Raw genomic sequence first — 16,584 nt, forward strand, 5'->3', positions numbered from 1 at the left:
TTGGGGCGTGCGGCGTCAGCCGCACACCCCGCGCCTGACTTCCCCCCGGGAGTTCGAACTGGTCCGCGCAGCGGCAAACGCTCCGGGGGAGCGTTTGAGGTTCGGACGGGCGGAGCCCCTCGCACCTAACCGTGCAAGTCAAAGAGCGGCGTTGGCAGGATTTCTCCTGGGACGTGGCGTGCAGCGGCACGGCCCGCGCTTGACCTTGTGGTGCGAGTGATAAATTGGCAGCGTGGCGACAAAGACAGTTGGAGAATTGGATGACCACCCATAGCGCAGAGGAAGTGCAGGCGAATTACGTCGAATGTTTGGGAGAGGAACTTGGTTCGAAGCTATATTGGCTTAGCAACGCCGTCACAAATTTACATCTTGAATGGAAGCTTTACAAAGAACTTTTTTGCTCCGGAAGTGAGCGGGTTGGTGAATTGAATAAAGCTTCAGGTTTGGTCTCATTTTTTCTGAGCAAAACACTGTATGAATCTGTCGTTCTGGGAATTAGCCGCGTGACAGATCCGGCCGAAACGGGAAGAGGAGTAGGGGCCAAACCGAACCTTTCTTTGTTGCAGTTGAAGTCCGAATTGCCACCCGAACTTCAAACTGAATACGAGGAGTTGTGCTCGCAGGCTAAAGACAAAGCAGAATTTGCCAGAGATGCACGTAACAAGATGATAGCGCACGCCGACTTGTGGGTTGCCACTAAAGAGAGGCCTGTAGACGCTGGAACACCCACGAAAGTGGATGTGGCGCTAGAGGCTATTCGTGATGCGATAAGTTTTATCGACCATAATCTCAGGAATACGACAGTAATTTATGATGACTTTTGTGGCCCGTTGGATAATCACATGTCTTTCTTGAGAAGCTTATACCTAGGAAACCTTAAGTGGTCGCAGCATTTAGCTGCCATTAAGGCGGCACAAAAGAAGTGTGACTGGAAGAAAGTTGACGAATTGGACTCGAGCATCGACCTGCCTGGATGGATATACGGGGAAAATTGAACTAAACATCCAGCTCCTCCACGAACTTCGCGTTCTCCTGGATATACTGGTAGCGCAGCTCGGGTTTCTTGCCCATCAGCTGTTCGACCAGCTCGCCGGTCTCGCCGGGTTCGTCCTCGTCGATGGTGACTCGGATCAGCTTGCGGGTGGCGGGGTCCATCGTGGTCTCTTTCAGGTCCTTGGCGTCCATTTCGCCAAGACCCTTGAAGCGGGAGACGTCGATCTTGCCCTTGCCGCCCAGGCCCTTTTCCAGCCAGGCGTCGCGTTCGCCCTCGTCCAGGCAGTAGACGCGGCGGGCGCCCTGGGTCAGGCGGAACAGCGGCGGGCAGGCGAGGTAGAGGTGGCCGCCGTCGATCAGGGGCCGCATCTGGGTGAAGAAGAAGGTCATCAGCAGCGAAGCGATATGGGCGCCGTCGACGTCCGCATCGGTCATGATGATGATCTTGTCATAACGCAGATCGTCAAGGTTGAACTTGGTGCCGGTGCCGACGCCAAGCGCCTCGCACAGATCGCGGATTTCGGCGTTGGTGCTGATCTTGTTGGAAGCCGCGCCCAGCACGTTCAGGATCTTGCCCTTCAAGGGCAGCAGCGCCTGATTGACCCGGTTGCGCGCGCCCTTGCCGGAGCCGCCGGCCGAGTCGCCCTCGACAATGAACAATTCGGTGCCGGAGCGGTCTTTCGAGGTGCAGTCGGTGAGCTTGCCCGGCAGCCGCAGCTTCTTGGTGGCGGATTTGCGCTGGGTCTCTTTCTCCTGCTTGCGGCGCAGCCGTTCCTCGGCGCGCAGGACCAGGAAATCGAGGATGGCGCCGGCCGATTTGGTGTCGGCGGCAAGCCAGTTGTCGAAATGGTCGCGGACCGAGTTTTCCACCATTTTGGAGGCCGCTTCGGTTGAGAGGCGGTCCTTGGTCTGGCCGACGAATGCGGGGTCGGCGATGAAGCAGGAGACCAGCGCGCAGCCGCCCGCCATCAGGTCGTCGCGGGTGATATTGCCGGCCTTCTTGTTGCCGGCCAGCTCGCCGTAGGCCTTGATGCCCTTGAGGATCGCGGCCCAGAAGCCGGCCACATGGGTGCCGCCCTCGGGGGTGGGGACGGTGTTGCAATAGGACTGGGTGAAGCCGTCGCGCGACGGGGTCCAGTTGATCGCCCATTCGACATAGCCGGGGGCGTTGAATTTCTCGCGGAACTCGACCTTGCCGGCAAAGGGCGCGTCGGCATAGACGGAGGATTTGCCCAGCACCTCGGTCAGGTAGTCCTTGAGGCCGCCGGGGAAGTGGAAGGTGGCCTCGGCCGGGGTCTCGCCGTCGTCGATCAGGGTCTTCCAGCGGATTTCGACGCCGGAGAACAGATAGGCCTTGGAGCGCACCAGTTTGAACAGGCGCGCGGGCTTGAAGCGGTGCGAGCCGAAGATTTCCTCATCCGCGTGGAAGGTCACGAAGGTGCCGCGCTTGTTGGGGGCGGCGCCGATTTTTTCCACCGGCCCCAGCGGCAGCCCGCGCGAGAAGCGCTGTTCGAACAATTCCTTGTTCTTGGCGACCTGCACCACCAGCGAATCCGACAGCGCGTTCACCACCGAGGAGCCGACGCCGTGCAGCCCGCCGGAGGTCTGATAGGCCTTGCCGGAGAATTTGCCGCCCGCGTGCAGGGTGCAGAGGATCACCTCAAGCGCGGATTTGTCCGGGAATTTGGGGTGCGGATCGATCGGGATGCCGCGGCCGTTGTCGGTGATGGTGACGGAATAATCCGCGTTCAAGGTGACCTCGATGCGGTTGGCATGGCCCGCGACGGCCTCGTCCATCGAGTTGTCGAGGATTTCGGCGACCATATGGTGCAGCGCGCGCTCATCGGTGCCGCCGATGTACATGCCGGGGCGCTGGCGGACCGGTTCGAGCCCTTCCAGAACCTCGATTGAGGAGGCGTCATAGGTGTCGGCTGCAGGCGTGCTGAGGAGGTCGTCGGCCATGTGCGGGAACTGCTCTTCCTTGGTGTTGATTGGCAGCCATTATGGCAGGTGTCGTGGCCGGGTGGAAGAGGCACGCAAGGGGCTGTGGATAAGGCACCCGGGGCGGCCGGAGAAGCAAAGTTTTCAGACTATCGAAGAAACGTTCCGGTTTACCGGCTGCGTCGATATTTCCCGTGCAGGGACGGGGCCTGCGGGCTAAACCCCGGCCAGCGGACGGCATGAGGAGGGCGCGCGGGTGGCTGAAAAGGGGATCAAGACGCAGGACTGGGCGGCGTTCCGGGAGGAGGCGCAGCGGATGCTGGAGGCGGCTCTGGATCAGATGCAACAGGCCGCGGAGCACCCCTGGCAGCCGGTGCCTGAGGACATCGATGGGCGCTATGCGGTGACGGCGCAGGCGCAGGGGCCGCGGGCGGCGGTGGACCGGATCATCCGCGATGTGCTGCCCTATCATGGCGGCAACACCCATCCGCGGTTCTGGGGCTGGGTGCAGGGGTCAGGGTTGGCAACGGACCTGATCGCTTCGGTCGCGGCGGCGGCAGTGAATGCCAATATGGGCGGGCGCGACCACGGTGCGAACTACATGGAACGCGCGGTGGTGGATTGGACGCGCCGCAAGATGGGGATGCCCGAAGGCGCAAGCGGGCTGCTGGTCACGGGCACCTCGCAGGCCACCGTGATCGGTTTTCAGGCGGCGCGGCTGCGGGTGATGAAGGATCTGCGCAAGTGTGGCCAGGGCGGTGTGCGGCTGACCGCCTATGCCGGCGAGGGCGTTCACAATGCGACGCTGAAGGCGGTGGAACTGCTGGGCATCGGTTCGGACAATCTGCGCATGGTGCCCTTGCAGGCTGGGCAGATCGACTGTGCGGCTTTGGCCCGAATGGTGGCAGAGGACAAGGCCGCAGGGGCGCTGCCCTTTTTGGTGGTGGGCACCGCCGGGTCGGTGGATCTGGGGCTCTATGATGATCTGAATGCGCTGGCGGATGCGGCGTCCGGTCTGGGGCTGTGGCTGCATGTGGACGGGGCGTTTGGCGCCTGGACGCGGATCGCGGCGGAGCCGTGGCGGTCCTTGTCCGACGGGATCGGACGGGCCGACAGCATCGCGCTGGATTTCCACAAGTGGATGTATGTGGGCTATGACTGCGGCATGGCGCTGCTGCGCAATGAGGAGGAGCACCGGGCGGCGTTTTCGGCGCGGCCGTCGTATCTGGAAGGGGCCGAGCGCGGGCTGGCGGGCGGCGAGCCGTGGTTCTGCGATTACGGCATTGATCTGAGCCGCGGCAACCGGGCGCTGAAGATCTGGACCGCGCTGGAGACCTATGGCGAGGCGGCGTTTTCCGAGGCGATCACCGGCAATTGCGCGCTGGCGGCATATATGGCGGCGCAGATTGAGGCGCAGCCGAAGATGGCGCTGGGGGCGCCGGTGGTGTCGAATGTCTGCGTGTTCACCGCCCGCAGCGATCTGGAGCCTGAAATGCAGTCGGAGGTGAATGCGCGGATTGCCCAGACCCTGCAGGAAAGCGGCGAGGCGGTGTTCTCCACCACCCGTTCGCAGGGCCGGGTGATGCTGCGCGCCGCGATCACCAACCACCGCAGCCGCGAGGCGGATGTGGCAGCGGCGGTTGCCGCGGTGGCGCGGGAGGCGGCGGTGTGAGGCGTTGAGAGGCGCCAGATCGCTTGCAAGGGCAGCCGATCTGCGGCGTCCGGTTTCATTTTTGCTTGGGGCGGGTGCGATCGCCGAAAGATCCCGGCGGCAGGGGAAAGGCAAGGGGCGCTGCCCCTCGGTCTTGCGGCCTCATCCCGGAGTATTTTCCACCAGAACGAAGCTGCCGGGCTGAAGCCTGCCGGTTCCGGGCCCGGCAGTTGCGGGGCTGCGGATTGGGGCGTAAAGCTGGAACCATGAAATATTTGGTTCCTTTGCTTGCCGCTGCGCTGCTGGCCCCGCAGGATGCCGGGTCGCATCCGCATATTTTTGTCGATACCGCGCTGAAGGTGATCGTTTCCGATAGCGGGCAGTTGCAGGCGGTGGAAATCACCTGGGCCTATGATGAGTTCTATTCACTGCTGATTTTCGAGGACCGGGGGCTGGACAGCGATTATGACGGCGCGCTGACCGCGGCGGAGCTGGCCGGGCTGCAGGGGTTTGACATGGCGTGGACCGAGGGGTTTCAGGGCGACACCTATCTCACCCATGACGGTGCTGCGCTGGCGTTGGGGGCGCCGGAGCATTTGTCCACCGAGGTTTCAGAGGGGCGTATCACCACCCGCCACCGGCGCGTTCTGGTGCAGCCGCAGGCAGCGCATGGGGTGGTGATCAAGGCCTATGATCCGACCTATTACACGGCCTATACCCTGACTGGCGGGCTGGCGGTTTCGGGCGGCTGCCAGGGGCGTGTCACGCCGCCGGATCTGGACGCGGCCTATACCAAGGTTGAAGAGCTGCTCTATGCGATGCCGGCGGATCAGGCGGAGGCGGTGTATCCGGAGGTCGGCGAAGCCTTTGCCGACACTGTGCAGTTGAGCTGCGGGGCGTAAGGTGCGGGTTTTTCTGGCAGTTTCTGCGCTGGCTGTTGCGGTTTCCGCCGTCTGGCTGTGGGGGTTCGGCGGCGCCGGCGCTGTTGCGGCCTGGGCGGGCGAAGGCCAGCGCGAGGCGCAGAATGCGCTGGCGCGGGGGCTGCGGGCGTTACGGGCCGGTGAGCCCGGGGCGCTGCTGGCGCTGCTGGCCTTGTGTTTTGCCTACGGGTTTTTTCATGCCGCCGGGCCGGGGCATGGCAAGCTGGTGATCGGCGGTTACGGCATCGGCAAGACGGTGCCGCTGGCCCGGCTGGCCGGGCTGGCTGTGGCGTCTTCGCTGGCGCAGGCGGCCACCGCGGTGCTGCTGGTGGCGGGCGGGCTGCTGCTGCTGGACTGGGGCCGCGAGCAGCTGACCACTGCGGCCGAGGATGTGCTGGCGCCGGTGTCCTATGGGCTGATTGCGCTGGTCGGGCTGTGGCTGCTGCTGCGGGGCGTGCGGCGGCTGCTGGCGAGCCGGACTGCGGCGGCGAAGGAGAACCGCCGCGCTCATCATGGAGATGCGCACGGGGAGGTCTGCGCCTCCTGCGGCCACCGCCACGGGCCGACGGCGGAGGAGGCGGCCAATGTCCATTCGCTGCGCGATGCGCTGGCGATCATCGGCGCGGTGGCGCTGCGGCCCTGCACGGGGGCGGTGTTTCTGCTGCTCCTGACCTGGCGCATGGGGGTGCTGTGGGCCGGTGTTGCCGGCGCCTTTGCCATGGGGCTTGGCACTGCATCGGTGACCGTGGCGGTGGCGGCGGCGGCGGTCACCCTGCGCAAGGGGGCGCTGGTTCAGCTGCAAGGGACAGGCGCGCTGCGGGCCGCGGCGGTGCTGGAGATCGCCGCAGGCGCTGTAGTGGCGGTGCTGGCGGGCCAGATCATGCTGCGGGCGCTTTGAAAGATCACGCGGTCAGGGCGCTGTCCAGCAGGGCGAACACCGGCTCCAGGATGAGGTAAGCCGACATCAGGGCCGGCATCGGCGCGGCCTGTTCCCGCGCGCTCATCTCGTGCCAGAAGGTCAGCGACTTGCGCTGCAGCAGGTGGCCGTGCGGGTGGGCCTTGCGATAGGGGGCGGGCACGCGTTTCAACTCGGGGTTTTTGGCGGTGAAGCCTTTGAGCGCAAGGATGTCCACCAGCGCTGCGATTTCGTCGCCATAGGCGCCGTCGACGGCCGCACGCCAGCGCGGCAGCTGCGGCTTGCTGAAGCCCATGATGCCGCCGCCTGCGGTGCAGTAGCCGGGGGCCAGCCCGAAGAACAGCGCGCAGCCGCTGCTGTTCAACGTCCACATCAGGTGCAGATGGGTGTTGTAGGGCGTCTTGTCCTTGGAAAACCGCACGTCGCGCTGGGGGCGGAACAATTTGCCTGTGACCGGGGCGCCGCTGCGCCGGGCGATGGCTTCGGAGATCTCGTCGAGCAGCCGCAGCGCGGGGAATTTCACCGCGGCGTCATACCTGTCCTTATGCGCCGTGAACCAGTCCCGGCTGTTGTTCTGCGCAAGCGCTGCCAGAAAGTCACGGGCATCGGGGAACAGCGGCGGAAGGGCGTTGGTCATCGCAAGAGGCTCCTGGGGCGCGGGCGGGAAATCCGCCTGCGGGATTATCACCATAGGTCTGCGCAAGGGCAAGGGAACTCCGCTCTTGCGGGAGCGCGCGCCCAAGTCTAAGGCTGGCCGCATGAACACCTTGGCGAGAAAACACACCGGGATGCCGCTGCGCGGCCATGCAAGGGCGATAGCCGTTCTTGGGCTGCCGCTGGTCGGCGGCCATGTGGCGCAGTTTGCAATCGGCCTGACCGATACCGTGATGCTGGGCCGCTACGGGGTGGAGGAACTGGCGGCGGTGACGCTTGGGTCGACCTATTTCTTTTCGATCTTCCTGCTGGGGTCCGGCTTTGCCTTTGCGGTGATGCCGATGGTGGCTGCCGCGGCGGGTGCCGGGGAGGAGCGGCAGATCCGGCGCAGCACCCGGATGGGGTTGTGGCTGTCGCTGCTGTACGGGGCGCTGGCGATGCCCTTGCTGTGGTGGTCGGAAGCGATCCTGCTGATGCTGGGGCAGAAGGCCGACATTGCGCATGCGGCGGCAGAGTACCTGCGGATTGCCGGCTGGGCGATCTTTCCGGCCCTGTTGTATATGGTGGCCAAATCGTATCTGGCGGCGCTGGAGCGGACCCAGATCGTGCTGTGGCTGTCGGTGTTCGGGGCCGTGCTGAACGCGCTGGTGAATTATGCGCTGATTTTTGGCAACTGGGGCGCGCCGGAGCTGGGCATCACCGGGGCGGCGATTGCGTCGCTGGTGACCAACGGGGTGTCTTTTGCGCTGGTGCTGGCCTATGCGCTGAAGGTGCTGCCGGAACATGAGCTGCTGAAGAACTTCCAGCGCCCCGACTGGGAGATGCTGGGGCAGGTGCTTCGCTTGGGGGCGCCGATCGGACTGACCACCCTGGCTGAAGCCAGCCTGTTTGCGGCCTCGGCGATGATGATGGGGTGGCTGGGCACGGTGCCGCTGGCCGCGCATGGGATTGCGATCTCGCTGGCGGGGCTGACGTTCATGGTGCATCTGGGTCTGTCCAATGCGGCCACGATCCGTGCGGGCAATGCATACGGGCGCGGCGACCGGGATCACATGGCGCGCGGCGGCAAGGTCGTGACAGTGATGTCACTGGCGTTTTCAGTGGTCGGGGTCACCCTGGTCCTGGCAATCCCCGAACCGCTGATGTCGCTGTTTCTCGACCCTGCGGATCCGCAGAAAACGGAAATCCTGCTGATCGGTACCGGGCTCTTGGCGGCGGCGGCGCTGTTTCAAATGATGGATGGGATGCAGGCGGTTGCGCTGGGACTGCTGCGCGGGGTGCAGGATACAGCCGTGCCGATGGTGATTGCGGTGCTCAGCTATTGGGCCATCGGGATGCCGGCGTCTTATGTCTTTGGCTTTGTGCTGGATTGGGGCGGTGTTGGCGTCTGGGCGGGGCTGATTGCCGGGCTCTCTACCGCGGGCGTGTGCCTGATGGCGCGGTTCTGGATCAAGTCGATCAAGCTGGCAGGCGCCCCGGCTGTCTGAGCCGGGCGGGGTTGACCAGCTGCAGGTGTCTGGGCAGGCTTGCTGAACAGCTTTGCCTGCAGTCAGAAAAGAGGCCGTTCCCGATGATGACCGATGACGATACACGCCTGCTGCGCGTTGCCTACGAGGAAGCCAGGGCGGGTTTTGACGAGGGCGGCTGCCCGATCGGCGCGGTGCTGGCGCGCGGCGGCCGGGTGGTGGCCCAGGGGCGCAATCAGCGGGTGCAGAAGGGCGATCCGGTTGCCCACGGGGAAATGGACGCGCTGCGCAAGGCGGGGCGGCAGAAATCCTATCGCGATACGGTGCTTTATACCTCGTTGTCGCCCTGCATGATGTGCAGCGGCACCATTGTGCAGTTCGGCATTCCGCGGGTGGTGATCGGGGATACCAGAAATTTTGGCGGCAATGAGGAATTCCTGCGCTCAAGGGGCGTTGAAGTGGTAATCGCCGACGATCCGGACTGCATTGCGCTGATGGCGCGGTTCATCCGGGAAAAGCCTGCGCTGTGGGCGGAAGACATTGCCGAGTGACGGCGGCCTGAGGGCTGACGAAATATTGGCATTTCGCGTCGGGTTTCGAAGATTTCGCGCCGGGCTTTCGCTGTAGGGTCTGCGCAGATTTGCAATGCATGCGCGCGCTGCGCGGCATCAGGAGGCTTTCCCATGTCCAAACCCGTTGTTCTGATCACCTCGGCCACCGGCCGCATCGGCCGCGAGCTGGTCGCACGTTTGGCCGCGGCAGGCGGTTTCACCGTGCGCGCCTGCTATTTCAGCGCGGCCAAGGCAGACCAGCTGACCGCGCTGGGCGCCGATGAGGCGGTGAAGTTCGACCTGTCGGAACCGGCCACCTGGGAGGCGGCGCTGGAGGGGGTTTCGGCGGTTTATTCCGCCTCGCTGGATCCGATGCTGGAGGGGCATCTGGCCTTTGCCAAGGCGCTGGGCGGCCGGAAGGATCAGATCAAACATGTGGTGCGCGTCAGCTGCATGGGCGCCGATACCAACACCGCGTCTTATGACGCGGATACCCATGCCTCGCGCCCCGGCGCGGCGATTCCGCTGATGCTGCAGCACTATTGGTGGGGCGAAAAGGCGCTGATCGACGAAGGCCTGAACGTGACCGCGCTGCGCAACAACTTCTTTATGAATCACCTGTTGAAGACCGACTGCGAAACCATTGAAAACGAAGGCTGGTTCTCGAACCCGCTGGGCGGTATGCGCAATTCTTTCGTGGCCACCCGTGACATCGCCGAGGCGGCCGCGGTGGTGCTGGCAGAAGGCCCGGAGCGGCATGGCAACAAGTTCTATGACATCACCGGCCCGGCGCCGCAGTCGATGGCGGAGATTGCGGCCGATCTGGGCCGCGCCATGGGCCGGGAGATCAAGTACCGCCCGCAATCCATGGAGCAGTTCGAGGCGGATTTCGGCAGCACCCGCGCCGGGTTCTTTGAATATCTGACCAATGGTTTCTACACCCGCTGCAGCCCGGATTTCTATAACATCACCGGGCACAAGCCGACCTCCTATTATGATTACCTGACCACCAGGGGCGCCAGCGGCGAAACCGGGCTGGAGGAGCTGTGGCAGGGAAATCTGTGGAAGAAAGGCGTCGATGCGATGAAGGATGCAGCGGCAGTCCCGGCGTCCTGAGCCGCAGCAGCCGGTAAGAAGCAGCCGGTAAGAAAAGGGGGCTTCGCGCTGGCAGCGCGAAGCCCTTTGCCCGTCCTGCGCGGGGGATAAACGGCGGCGCCGGTGCCGCCCATTCCTGCATCCGCTGCCGCGCTGTGATATGCTGGGCCGGATCACCGCCGGCGGCGGCAAGGAGGACCCTGCAATGGCACGCTCCGTTACCTGTTCTGTTTTTCCGGCGTCTCTGAGGGGCGCCTTGCTGGCCTGCCTGGCATTGTTCGCCTTGGCGGCGGGCGCCGCCGCCGAGGGCGACCGGCCGCGGAGCGGGCTGATGTGGAACCGGACCGGGTTGCCGGCTGTTTTCCCGCTGCAGGTGAAAAGCCCGCCCGGCGCGGATTATTTCCTGGTGCTGAGCCGTGAAGACAGCGGAGAAGAAGCGCTGGCGGCCTATTTCAAGGGCGGTGCGTTCTTCAAGGTTCTGGTGCCGCCGGGCCGCTATGTGCTGCATTTTGCCAGCGGAACAGGCTGGCAGGGCGAGGGGCGGCTTTTTGGTCCGGACACGCGGGTCTTCAAGCTGCCGGAGGTGCTGGAATTTGCCATCCGCGGGGCAGGGATCAAGGGCGGGCACAAGATCACCCTGACGCGGGGCGGCGCCTTTTTGCAGGCGGCGGTCAAGGAACAATACATCTGCCAGGTCGCCAGTCTGGACGAGCCGGCGCCGGTGCCCCGTCCGCTGCCGGACAGCCGGCACCTGTTCCGCCTGGGCGGTGATCCGCAGCAAAGATGGAGCCTGCATCTGCGGTGGCGGCTGGGGCTGAGGGGGCCTGAGGCCGGCACGGCGGAACAATTGTGGCAGCGCAGATGGTTTGTGCTGGGCAGCCCGCTGCTGCCCCGGCGCCAGGTGGCGGGGCATGGCCCGGTCCCGGAGCGGGCGGAGACCCGGTTCCGGTCTTATTCGGTTCGGACACCGGTCTGCGGCTGAAGCGCCCGGACGGGACGGAGGTCACTCCGCGCCGCGGTCTTTCATCAGCCGGTCGGCCTTTTTGCGGACCAGCACGCTGCGCAGGTCATGCATGGCCAGCAAAAGCGCGTCGGTGACGTCCTCCAGCTGCGCGTCGGTGGCCCGGCTGTTGGCCCAATGGGCGGTGTGGTTCAGGTGGTCGATGGCGCGGTGGATGTCGTCGGTATCGCGGGCCGCGAGGGTGGCGGCGCGGGCCTCCATCCAGGACTTGATCTCGGCGATGTCCTGGTCTGACAGCGCGCGCTGGCCATGCGGTTTGATCTCGCCGTTGCGGATGTTCACAACGGCGATCTGGTCCATTTCAATCCGCCGCTGGCGGTTCTCGGTATCGACGCGAAAGACAAAAGCGCCGTTTTCACGGACGCGGAAATAGTAGTCCGGCAGGTCGGCGCTCATGTCTTGTTCTCCGGTCAGGTCAGCGCGGCACAGAAGGTCTGGATACGGCTGCAGGCCGTCTCCAGTGCTGCGTCGGAGGTAGCGTAGCTGACGCGGAAGTTTGGCGACAGGCCAAAGGCCGCGCCGAACACCACGGCAACATCCGCCTCTTCCAGAAGCGCGGTGGCAAAATCCTCGTCCGTTTCGATCACCTTGCCTGCCGGCGTGGTCTTGCCGATCAGCCCGGCGATGGAGGGGTAGACGTAGAAGGCTCCCTCCGGCACGGGGCAGGAGATGCCGTCAATCTCGTTCAGCATCGACACCACCAGATCGCGGCGGCGGACGAACATCTCGTTGTTCGGTGCCAGAAAATCCTGCGTGCCGTTCAGCGCCTCAACCGCGGCCCATTGGCTGACCGAGCAGGGGTTGGAGGTGGATTGCGACTGCACCTTGCGCATGGCGGCGATCAGCGGTTCCGGGCCGGCCGCATAGCCGATGCGCCAGCCGGTCATTGCATAGGCCTTGGACACACCGTTGCAGGTCAGGGTGCGGTCATAAAGCGCCGGTTCGACCTGGGCGGGGGTGCAGAATTCAAACCCGTCATAGGCGAGGTGCTCATACATATCATCGGTCATCACCCAGACATGCGGGTGGCGCATCAGCACCTCGGTCAGCGCCTTCAGCTCCGCCCGGCTGTAGCCCGCACCGGTGGGATTGGAGGGCGAGTTGAAAATGAACCATTTGGTTTTCGGGGTGATCGCGGCCTCCAGCTGATCGGCGGTCAGCTTGAAATTGGACCGAATCGAGGTCTCGGCGATCACCGGCGTGCCGCCGGCCAGCAGCACCATGTCCGGGTAGCTGACCCAATAGGGCGCGGGGATCACCACCTCGTCGCCTTCGTTCAGCGTTGCCATCAGCGCATTGTACAGCGTCTGCTTGCCGCCGGTGCCGACCGACACCTGAGCGGGCGTGTAGTCCAGGCCGTGGTCGCGCTTCATCTTGGCGCAGACCGCCTGTTTCAGCTCGGGGATGCCGTCGGGGGCGGTGTATTTGGTCTTGCCCGCGGCAATGGCGGCGACGGCCGCGTCCTTGATGTTCTGCGGCGTGTCAAAGTCCGGCTCACCGGCGCTGAGGCCGATGACGTCGCGTCCCGCGGCCCGCAGCCCGGCGGCTTTTGCGGTCATCGCGATGGTCGGTGACGGTTTGACGCGGGATAAGGTCTCGGACAGGAAAGACATGGGCTGTGGCCTTGGTTTGTATGTTTCGCAGAACTGTCATAGGGTGCGGCTAGATGGCGATCAAGCCGCGTTGAAACTGGATTTAGGAGAACTGGCAATGACTGAGCAGAGCACAGACTGGTACGGTCCGGATGCAGCAACATTTGGCGACCGCGTAGCGGCCGCACGGGAAGCCGCCGGGATGACCCAGGGCCAGCTCGCGCGCCGGCTTGGCATCAAGAAATCCACTCTCAGCGCTTGGGAGCGGGATCTGGCGGAACCGCGTGCCAACAAGCTGACCATGCTGGCTGGCGTGTTGAACGTCTCGATGTCGTGGCTGCTGACCGGTGAAGGCGAAGGCATGTCGGAACCGGCGCCGCTGGAGCTGGAAGCCGGTGATTTTGCAAGTGTTCTGAGCGAACTGCGCGACCTGCGCAGCGAAATGCGCCAGAATGCGGAACGCGCGGCGCGTTTGGAGAAAAAACTGCGGACGCTGCTGCAGGTCAATGACAGCCAGACAACGGAAGCTGCCTGAGACCGGCATGCAGGAAGACCGTGCCATCCGTCTGAAGCGGCTGCAGATGCGCTCGATGCGCCGGGGTATCAAGGAAATGGATATCCTGCTGTCGGCCTTTGCGGCCGCGAATCTTGAGCAGATGAACGAGGCGCAGCTGGATCTTTATGACCAGCTGCTGCTCGAGAACGATCAGGATTTGTACCAATGGGTCACCGGCCAGGCGGCACCGCAGGAGCGGTTCTGCGCCCTGGTGGCCGATATAGCGCAAACGTACCAAAAATAATAAAATCCCAGCTTAACTGATTTTTGGGGAATTGTTGGCATATTGTCTCAAGAGCAAATTCGAGTCGGAGATGCGAATGAGTATGGAATTGCCAATCGGCCAGACTGACCGCAAAGGGTTCATGACTGGCTATCTGGAGGCGCTGGGTCTGCTTGAGCGCCTTCACCGTCTGCTGCTGGACGTCATCAAGGATGAGTTTGAGCGCGTCGGCGTGCTGGAGATCAATGCGGTCCAGGCGCTGTTGCTGTTCAACATCGGCGATAATGAAGTGACCGCCGGGGAACTGAAAACCCGCGGCTACTATCAGGGCAGCAATGTCAGCTATAACCTGAAGAAGCTGGTCGAGATGGGCTATATGCACCATCAGCGCTGTGAGATCGACCGCCGGTCGGTGCGCGTCCGCCTGACCCAGCGGGGCCGGGAAATCCGCGATATCGTGGCGGCGCTGTTCTCGCGCCATGCGGAGGGCCTGGAGGAGAGGGATGTGATCTCATCCGCAGGGATCGAGGACATCTCTACTGCGCTGAAGCGGATGGAGCGTTACTGGTCGGATCAGATCCGCTATATCTACTGAGCCGCCGGTCGGGGTGTGTAACCCCTGCGGGCACCAGGCCGGGTCGTGCGGGGACAATTCCGGCGGGCCGCAGACAGGGTGTGCAGACAGGGCATGAGGCGAAACCGTGCCCTGGACGTATCAAAGGGCAAAGTGCCGGGACCCGCATGAAGGTCCATGGCAGAGGTCGCAGAAGCGGCCGCCCTTGTTGCCGGGTTTGAGGCTTGCGGAAAGCCAGAAAGCCAGTGCGCGGAGGCAGATGCCGGATGGAACGGGCAGCACCAAAGCGGTGCTGCGCCGGGTTATCCGCGTTGCCGAGCGCGGTGCTGCCTTACCAATGGCCGGTGTTTTCCATGCTGGCCCAGGGTTCCGCCGGGGCCAGCGATTCGCCGTTCTGCAGCAATTCGATCGAGACATTGTCGGGGGAACGGACAAAGGCCATGTGCCCGTCGCGGGGCGGGCGGTTGATGGTGACGCCATTGTCCATCAGGTGCTGGCAGGCGGCATAGATATCATCGACACCATAGGCGAGATGCCCGAAATGGCGGCTGTCATCGGGCAGCGCATCATCGCCGTCCCAGTTGTAGGTCAGTTCCAGCGGCGTATCCTCCTGGCCCGGAGGTGCCATGAAGACCAGGGTGAACCGGCCCTGCTCATTCTCCCAGCGGCGGGTCTCCTGAAGGCCGAGGAGGGCGTAGAATGCCATCGATTGTTCCAGATCTTTCACCCGGACCATAGTGTGAAGATATGTGAGGGGCATCGGTGATTCCTTTGTGCATCGGTGTCCGCAGCAGCCTAGCGTGCAGCTGCGGGAAGTCGAGGAACCGGGTTCAGAAAGCCGATTGAATGCCGAAGTTCACTCCGAAGCGGTGGGATTCATACAACCCGATGTTGCTGTCGTTCTTGGAGGCGGACAGGCGCAGGGTCGGATTGAAGCCGTAATAGTCGATGCCCCTGAAAAGAAGAGAGATATCCGCACTGTATTTACGGTCCTGCCGCCCGTCGGGACTGTGGCGGGAGACGTCATAGCCGCGGTCGCGCGCGGACAGGCCGAGCAGGACCGTGGCGCCGAACACCGGTTTGGCAAGGGTGAGCTGGGTGCTGAGTCCAGCCTCGGAAAATTCGTCTGATGCGGTGCTGGCGCTTGCCTGCGCCAGGGTAAGGCCGCTCCACAGGGTTGCTCCGGAGCCGAGCCGGAAGCTGTAGGAGAGGTCGCCGCGCCAGATGTCCTGATCGCTGGTCATAACGCCGAATTGCCGTTCGGTGGACAGCCGGGCATTGACCCGGCGCTGGCGCTCCAGCTTGTAGCTTTGGCCGGCGGACAGGCGGATAAAGCGGGTGTATTCGTCGCCGCTGTACCAGCTTTGCCCGGCCTGGCCGGACAGCCGGTATTCGCCCAAGCGGTTGAAATTCAGCCCTTTGTGCGCGTAGCCAAGCGCGTAGGAGGCGTAGGTGAAATCGCTGCCCTTGGCGTCGGGCGCCTGCGCCCTGGCTTCGGATGACAGGGTGTAGGTGCGCAGATCGACGGCAACTGTCAGGTCATGGGCGCGGGTCGGGGTTTCGCGGAACCGGAAACGGGAGCGCGAATTGAAGGAGTATTCGATGCCGGAAAGCGCCCGCTGGCTGCCGCCGAGCTGGAATTCCGCGGGCCCGCCAAGGAGGACTTCGGTCAGTTCGTAGTTCAGGAAGGAAGACCGTTCCGAAGAGCCGTTGTTGATATTGGATTCCGGTGCAACGGAAAAGGAGAACAGGTGCAGCCAGGGGCTGGCGGCGCGGACGTAGCGGAAGTCGCGGATGGCGAGCCGTTCCAAGTGCTTGCTGGGGGCGTGCTGGACGGCGCGGCGCAGCCAGAATTTGGCCAGCGTTTTTTGGCCGCCGGAGGACAGCGCCTGTGCCATCACCATCGAGGCGGCATACTTCTGGCCGTCATTTTCGGCCAGTTTCCAGGCTTGCCGTGCTGAATGGCGGGCGTCGCGGAACTCTCCCAGGGAGCGGGCAGAGCGCGATTTGATCAGCAAGGCCAGACGGTCCTGCGGATCCCGCTGCAAAAGCGCCTCGGAAAACGAATAGGCCTGCGTGGTCCGGCCCTGCTTCAGGGCAATTGCAGCAGCCTGGCGGACCTGGTCCGGGGTTGCGGTGTCCTGGCCGGAGGGGGCCGCCAGCGCGAGCGGCGGCATTGCCATCAGCAATGCCGCCAGAACGCCCCTGCGCCAGCCTTTAAGCGGGGCGGGCATCGGGGATCATTCGTTGTTGTAAACGATGAAACCGCCGGTTTCCCGCACTTCGGTGCCGGCCGGGTCCATTGTGTTTTTCACCACAACAATGCCGGTGATTTCCTCGGCGTTGTCGCCGGATACCAGGGCGTAATAGTTGCCGCTTTCATAGACCTGAGTGATGCCGTTGGCGTCGGTATAGTAGCTGTTCAATGTGC

18 protein-coding genes are annotated in these 16,584 nt (G+C 63.8%); 11 read left to right on the forward strand and 7 right to left on the reverse strand.

Features of this window, described 5'->3' with window-relative positions:
- Positions 1-260: 260 nt before the first annotated feature.
- Positions 261-995 carry a hypothetical protein gene (locus VOI29_RS12740; RefSeq protein ID WP_323779272.1) on the forward strand — a complete coding sequence of 245 codons (735 nt, stop codon included), beginning with the start codon at positions 261-263 and terminating at the stop codon, positions 993-995.
- A gap of 1 nt (position 996) precedes the next feature.
- Here VOI29_RS12740 and parE read toward each other — a convergent pair whose 3' ends face one another.
- Positions 997-2,955 (reverse strand): DNA topoisomerase IV subunit B, encoded by a 1,959-nt coding sequence (parE, locus tag VOI29_RS12745; protein WP_323779274.1) that lies wholly within the window; start codon positions 2,953-2,955, stop codon positions 997-999.
- Between the two features lie 235 nt (positions 2,956-3,190).
- On the opposite strand from parE, the gene VOI29_RS12750 reads away from it, so the two are divergent.
- The 3 genes from VOI29_RS12750 to VOI29_RS12760 all read left to right on the forward strand — a co-directional run bounded on the left by VOI29_RS12750 (position 3,191) and on the right by VOI29_RS12760 (position 6,403).
- A complete protein-coding gene (locus VOI29_RS12750) occupies positions 3,191-4,606 on the forward strand; it encodes a pyridoxal phosphate-dependent decarboxylase family protein (protein ID WP_323779276.1) in 1,416 nt (471 codons plus the stop codon).
- 245 nt (positions 4,607-4,851) lie between these two features.
- Positions 4,852-5,487, forward strand: coding sequence for a DUF1007 family protein (locus tag VOI29_RS12755; protein WP_323779278.1), 636 nt, complete (start codon positions 4,852-4,854; stop codon positions 5,485-5,487).
- A 1-nt stretch (position 5,488) separates the two neighbouring features.
- On the forward strand, positions 5,489-6,403 hold the full coding sequence (locus VOI29_RS12760) for a hypothetical protein (RefSeq protein ID WP_323779280.1): 915 nt from the start codon (positions 5,489-5,491) through the stop codon (positions 6,401-6,403).
- Positions 6,404-6,407: 4 nt separating this feature from the next.
- On the opposite strand, the gene VOI29_RS12765 is transcribed toward VOI29_RS12760, so the two are convergent.
- Positions 6,408-7,058, reverse strand: coding sequence for a TIGR02453 family protein (locus VOI29_RS12765; protein ID WP_323779282.1), 651 nt, complete (start codon positions 7,056-7,058; stop codon positions 6,408-6,410).
- 121 nt (positions 7,059-7,179) lie between these two features.
- Here VOI29_RS12765 and VOI29_RS12770 point away from each other — a divergent pair, with 121 nt between their 5' ends.
- The 4 genes from VOI29_RS12770 to VOI29_RS12785 all read left to right on the forward strand — a co-directional run bounded on the left by VOI29_RS12770 (position 7,180) and on the right by VOI29_RS12785 (position 11,169).
- Positions 7,180-8,562, forward strand: a complete 1,383-nt coding sequence (locus VOI29_RS12770) for an MATE family efflux transporter (protein WP_323779284.1) — start codon at positions 7,180-7,182, stop codon at positions 8,560-8,562.
- Between the two features lie 86 nt (positions 8,563-8,648).
- Positions 8,649-9,092 (forward strand): nucleoside deaminase, encoded by a 444-nt coding sequence (locus VOI29_RS12775; protein WP_323779286.1) that lies wholly within the window; start codon positions 8,649-8,651, stop codon positions 9,090-9,092.
- Between the two features lie 132 nt (positions 9,093-9,224).
- Positions 9,225-10,208 (forward strand): NAD(P)H-binding protein, encoded by a 984-nt coding sequence (locus tag VOI29_RS12780; RefSeq protein WP_323779287.1) that lies wholly within the window; start codon positions 9,225-9,227, stop codon positions 10,206-10,208.
- 184 nt (positions 10,209-10,392) lie between these two features.
- Complete coding sequence (locus tag VOI29_RS12785) at positions 10,393-11,169, forward strand: hypothetical protein (RefSeq protein WP_323779289.1); 777 nt, start codon at positions 10,393-10,395, stop codon at positions 11,167-11,169.
- Between the two features lie 21 nt (positions 11,170-11,190).
- Here the strand turns inward: VOI29_RS12785 and VOI29_RS12790 are convergent, their stop codons facing one another.
- A complete protein-coding gene (locus tag VOI29_RS12790; protein ID WP_323779291.1) occupies positions 11,191-11,604 on the reverse strand; it encodes a hypothetical protein in 414 nt (137 codons plus the stop codon).
- 14 nt (positions 11,605-11,618) lie between these two features.
- A complete protein-coding gene (locus tag VOI29_RS12795; RefSeq protein WP_323779294.1) occupies positions 11,619-12,821 on the reverse strand; it encodes a pyridoxal phosphate-dependent aminotransferase in 1,203 nt (400 codons plus the stop codon).
- A 97-nt stretch (positions 12,822-12,918) separates the two neighbouring features.
- Here VOI29_RS12795 and VOI29_RS12800 point away from each other — a divergent pair, with 97 nt between their 5' ends.
- The 3 genes from VOI29_RS12800 (at position 12,919) to VOI29_RS12810 (ending at position 14,174) form a co-directional block, all read left to right on the forward strand.
- Positions 12,919-13,335, forward strand: coding sequence for a helix-turn-helix transcriptional regulator (locus VOI29_RS12800; protein ID WP_323779296.1), 417 nt, complete (start codon positions 12,919-12,921; stop codon positions 13,333-13,335).
- A 7-nt stretch (positions 13,336-13,342) separates the two neighbouring features.
- The gene (locus VOI29_RS12805; RefSeq protein ID WP_323779305.1) at positions 13,343-13,600 is read left to right on the forward strand and encodes a succinate dehydrogenase assembly factor 2; all 258 of its coding nucleotides are present in this window, start codon (positions 13,343-13,345) and stop codon (positions 13,598-13,600) included.
- A gap of 76 nt (positions 13,601-13,676) precedes the next feature.
- Positions 13,677-14,174, forward strand: coding sequence for a MarR family winged helix-turn-helix transcriptional regulator (locus VOI29_RS12810; protein ID WP_323779298.1), 498 nt, complete (start codon positions 13,677-13,679; stop codon positions 14,172-14,174).
- A gap of 310 nt (positions 14,175-14,484) precedes the next feature.
- On the opposite strand, the gene VOI29_RS12815 is transcribed toward VOI29_RS12810, so the two are convergent.
- The 3 genes from VOI29_RS12815 to VOI29_RS12825 form a co-directional block, all read right to left on the reverse strand.
- Positions 14,485-14,913 (reverse strand): VOC family protein, encoded by a 429-nt coding sequence (locus VOI29_RS12815; RefSeq protein WP_323779300.1) that lies wholly within the window; start codon positions 14,911-14,913, stop codon positions 14,485-14,487.
- Positions 14,914-14,983: 70 nt separating this feature from the next.
- Positions 14,984-16,387: a surface lipoprotein assembly modifier gene (locus VOI29_RS12820; RefSeq protein WP_323779301.1), complete on the reverse strand. Its 1,404-nt coding sequence runs from the start codon at positions 16,385-16,387 to the stop codon at positions 14,984-14,986.
- A 6-nt stretch (positions 16,388-16,393) separates the two neighbouring features.
- Positions 16,394-16,584: hypothetical protein (locus tag VOI29_RS12825; RefSeq protein ID WP_323779303.1), on the reverse strand; the 191-nt coding region annotated here is incomplete at its 5' end.

The organism is Leisingera sp., from assembly GCF_034669605.1.
GTDB lineage: Bacteria > Pseudomonadota > Alphaproteobacteria > Rhodobacterales > Rhodobacteraceae > Leisingera.

What these genes read in the sequence shown, in the direction of transcription:
- VOI29_RS12820 (WP_323779301.1), bottom strand. Translation starts at nt 16,387, where the DNA reads ATGCCCGCCCCGCTTAAAGGCTGGCGCAGGGGCGTTCTGGCGGCATTG.
- VOI29_RS12800 (WP_323779296.1), top strand. Translation starts at nt 12,919, where the DNA reads ATGACTGAGCAGAGCACAGACTGGTACGGTCCGGATGCAGCAACATTT.
- VOI29_RS12785 (WP_323779289.1), top strand. Translation starts at nt 10,393, where the DNA reads ATGGCACGCTCCGTTACCTGTTCTGTTTTTCCGGCGTCTCTGAGGGGC.
- VOI29_RS12790 (WP_323779291.1), bottom strand. Translation starts at nt 11,604, where the DNA reads ATGAGCGCCGACCTGCCGGACTACTATTTCCGCGTCCGTGAAAACGGC.
- VOI29_RS12810 (WP_323779298.1), top strand. Translation starts at nt 13,677, where the DNA reads ATGAGTATGGAATTGCCAATCGGCCAGACTGACCGCAAAGGGTTCATG.
- VOI29_RS12740 (WP_323779272.1), top strand. Translation starts at nt 261, where the DNA reads ATGACCACCCATAGCGCAGAGGAAGTGCAGGCGAATTACGTCGAATGT.
- VOI29_RS12775 (WP_323779286.1), top strand. Translation starts at nt 8,649, where the DNA reads ATGACCGATGACGATACACGCCTGCTGCGCGTTGCCTACGAGGAAGCC.
- VOI29_RS12765 (WP_323779282.1), bottom strand. Translation starts at nt 7,058, where the DNA reads ATGACCAACGCCCTTCCGCCGCTGTTCCCCGATGCCCGTGACTTTCTG.
- VOI29_RS12805 (WP_323779305.1), top strand. Translation starts at nt 13,343, where the DNA reads ATGCAGGAAGACCGTGCCATCCGTCTGAAGCGGCTGCAGATGCGCTCG.
- VOI29_RS12780 (WP_323779287.1), top strand. Translation starts at nt 9,225, where the DNA reads ATGTCCAAACCCGTTGTTCTGATCACCTCGGCCACCGGCCGCATCGGC.
- parE (WP_323779274.1), bottom strand. Translation starts at nt 2,955, where the DNA reads ATGGCCGACGACCTCCTCAGCACGCCTGCAGCCGACACCTATGACGCC.
- VOI29_RS12815 (WP_323779300.1), bottom strand. Translation starts at nt 14,913, where the DNA reads ATGCCCCTCACATATCTTCACACTATGGTCCGGGTGAAAGATCTGGAA.
- VOI29_RS12755 (WP_323779278.1), top strand. Translation starts at nt 4,852, where the DNA reads ATGAAATATTTGGTTCCTTTGCTTGCCGCTGCGCTGCTGGCCCCGCAG.
- VOI29_RS12770 (WP_323779284.1), top strand. Translation starts at nt 7,180, where the DNA reads ATGAACACCTTGGCGAGAAAACACACCGGGATGCCGCTGCGCGGCCAT.
- VOI29_RS12795 (WP_323779294.1), bottom strand. Translation starts at nt 12,821, where the DNA reads ATGTCTTTCCTGTCCGAGACCTTATCCCGCGTCAAACCGTCACCGACC.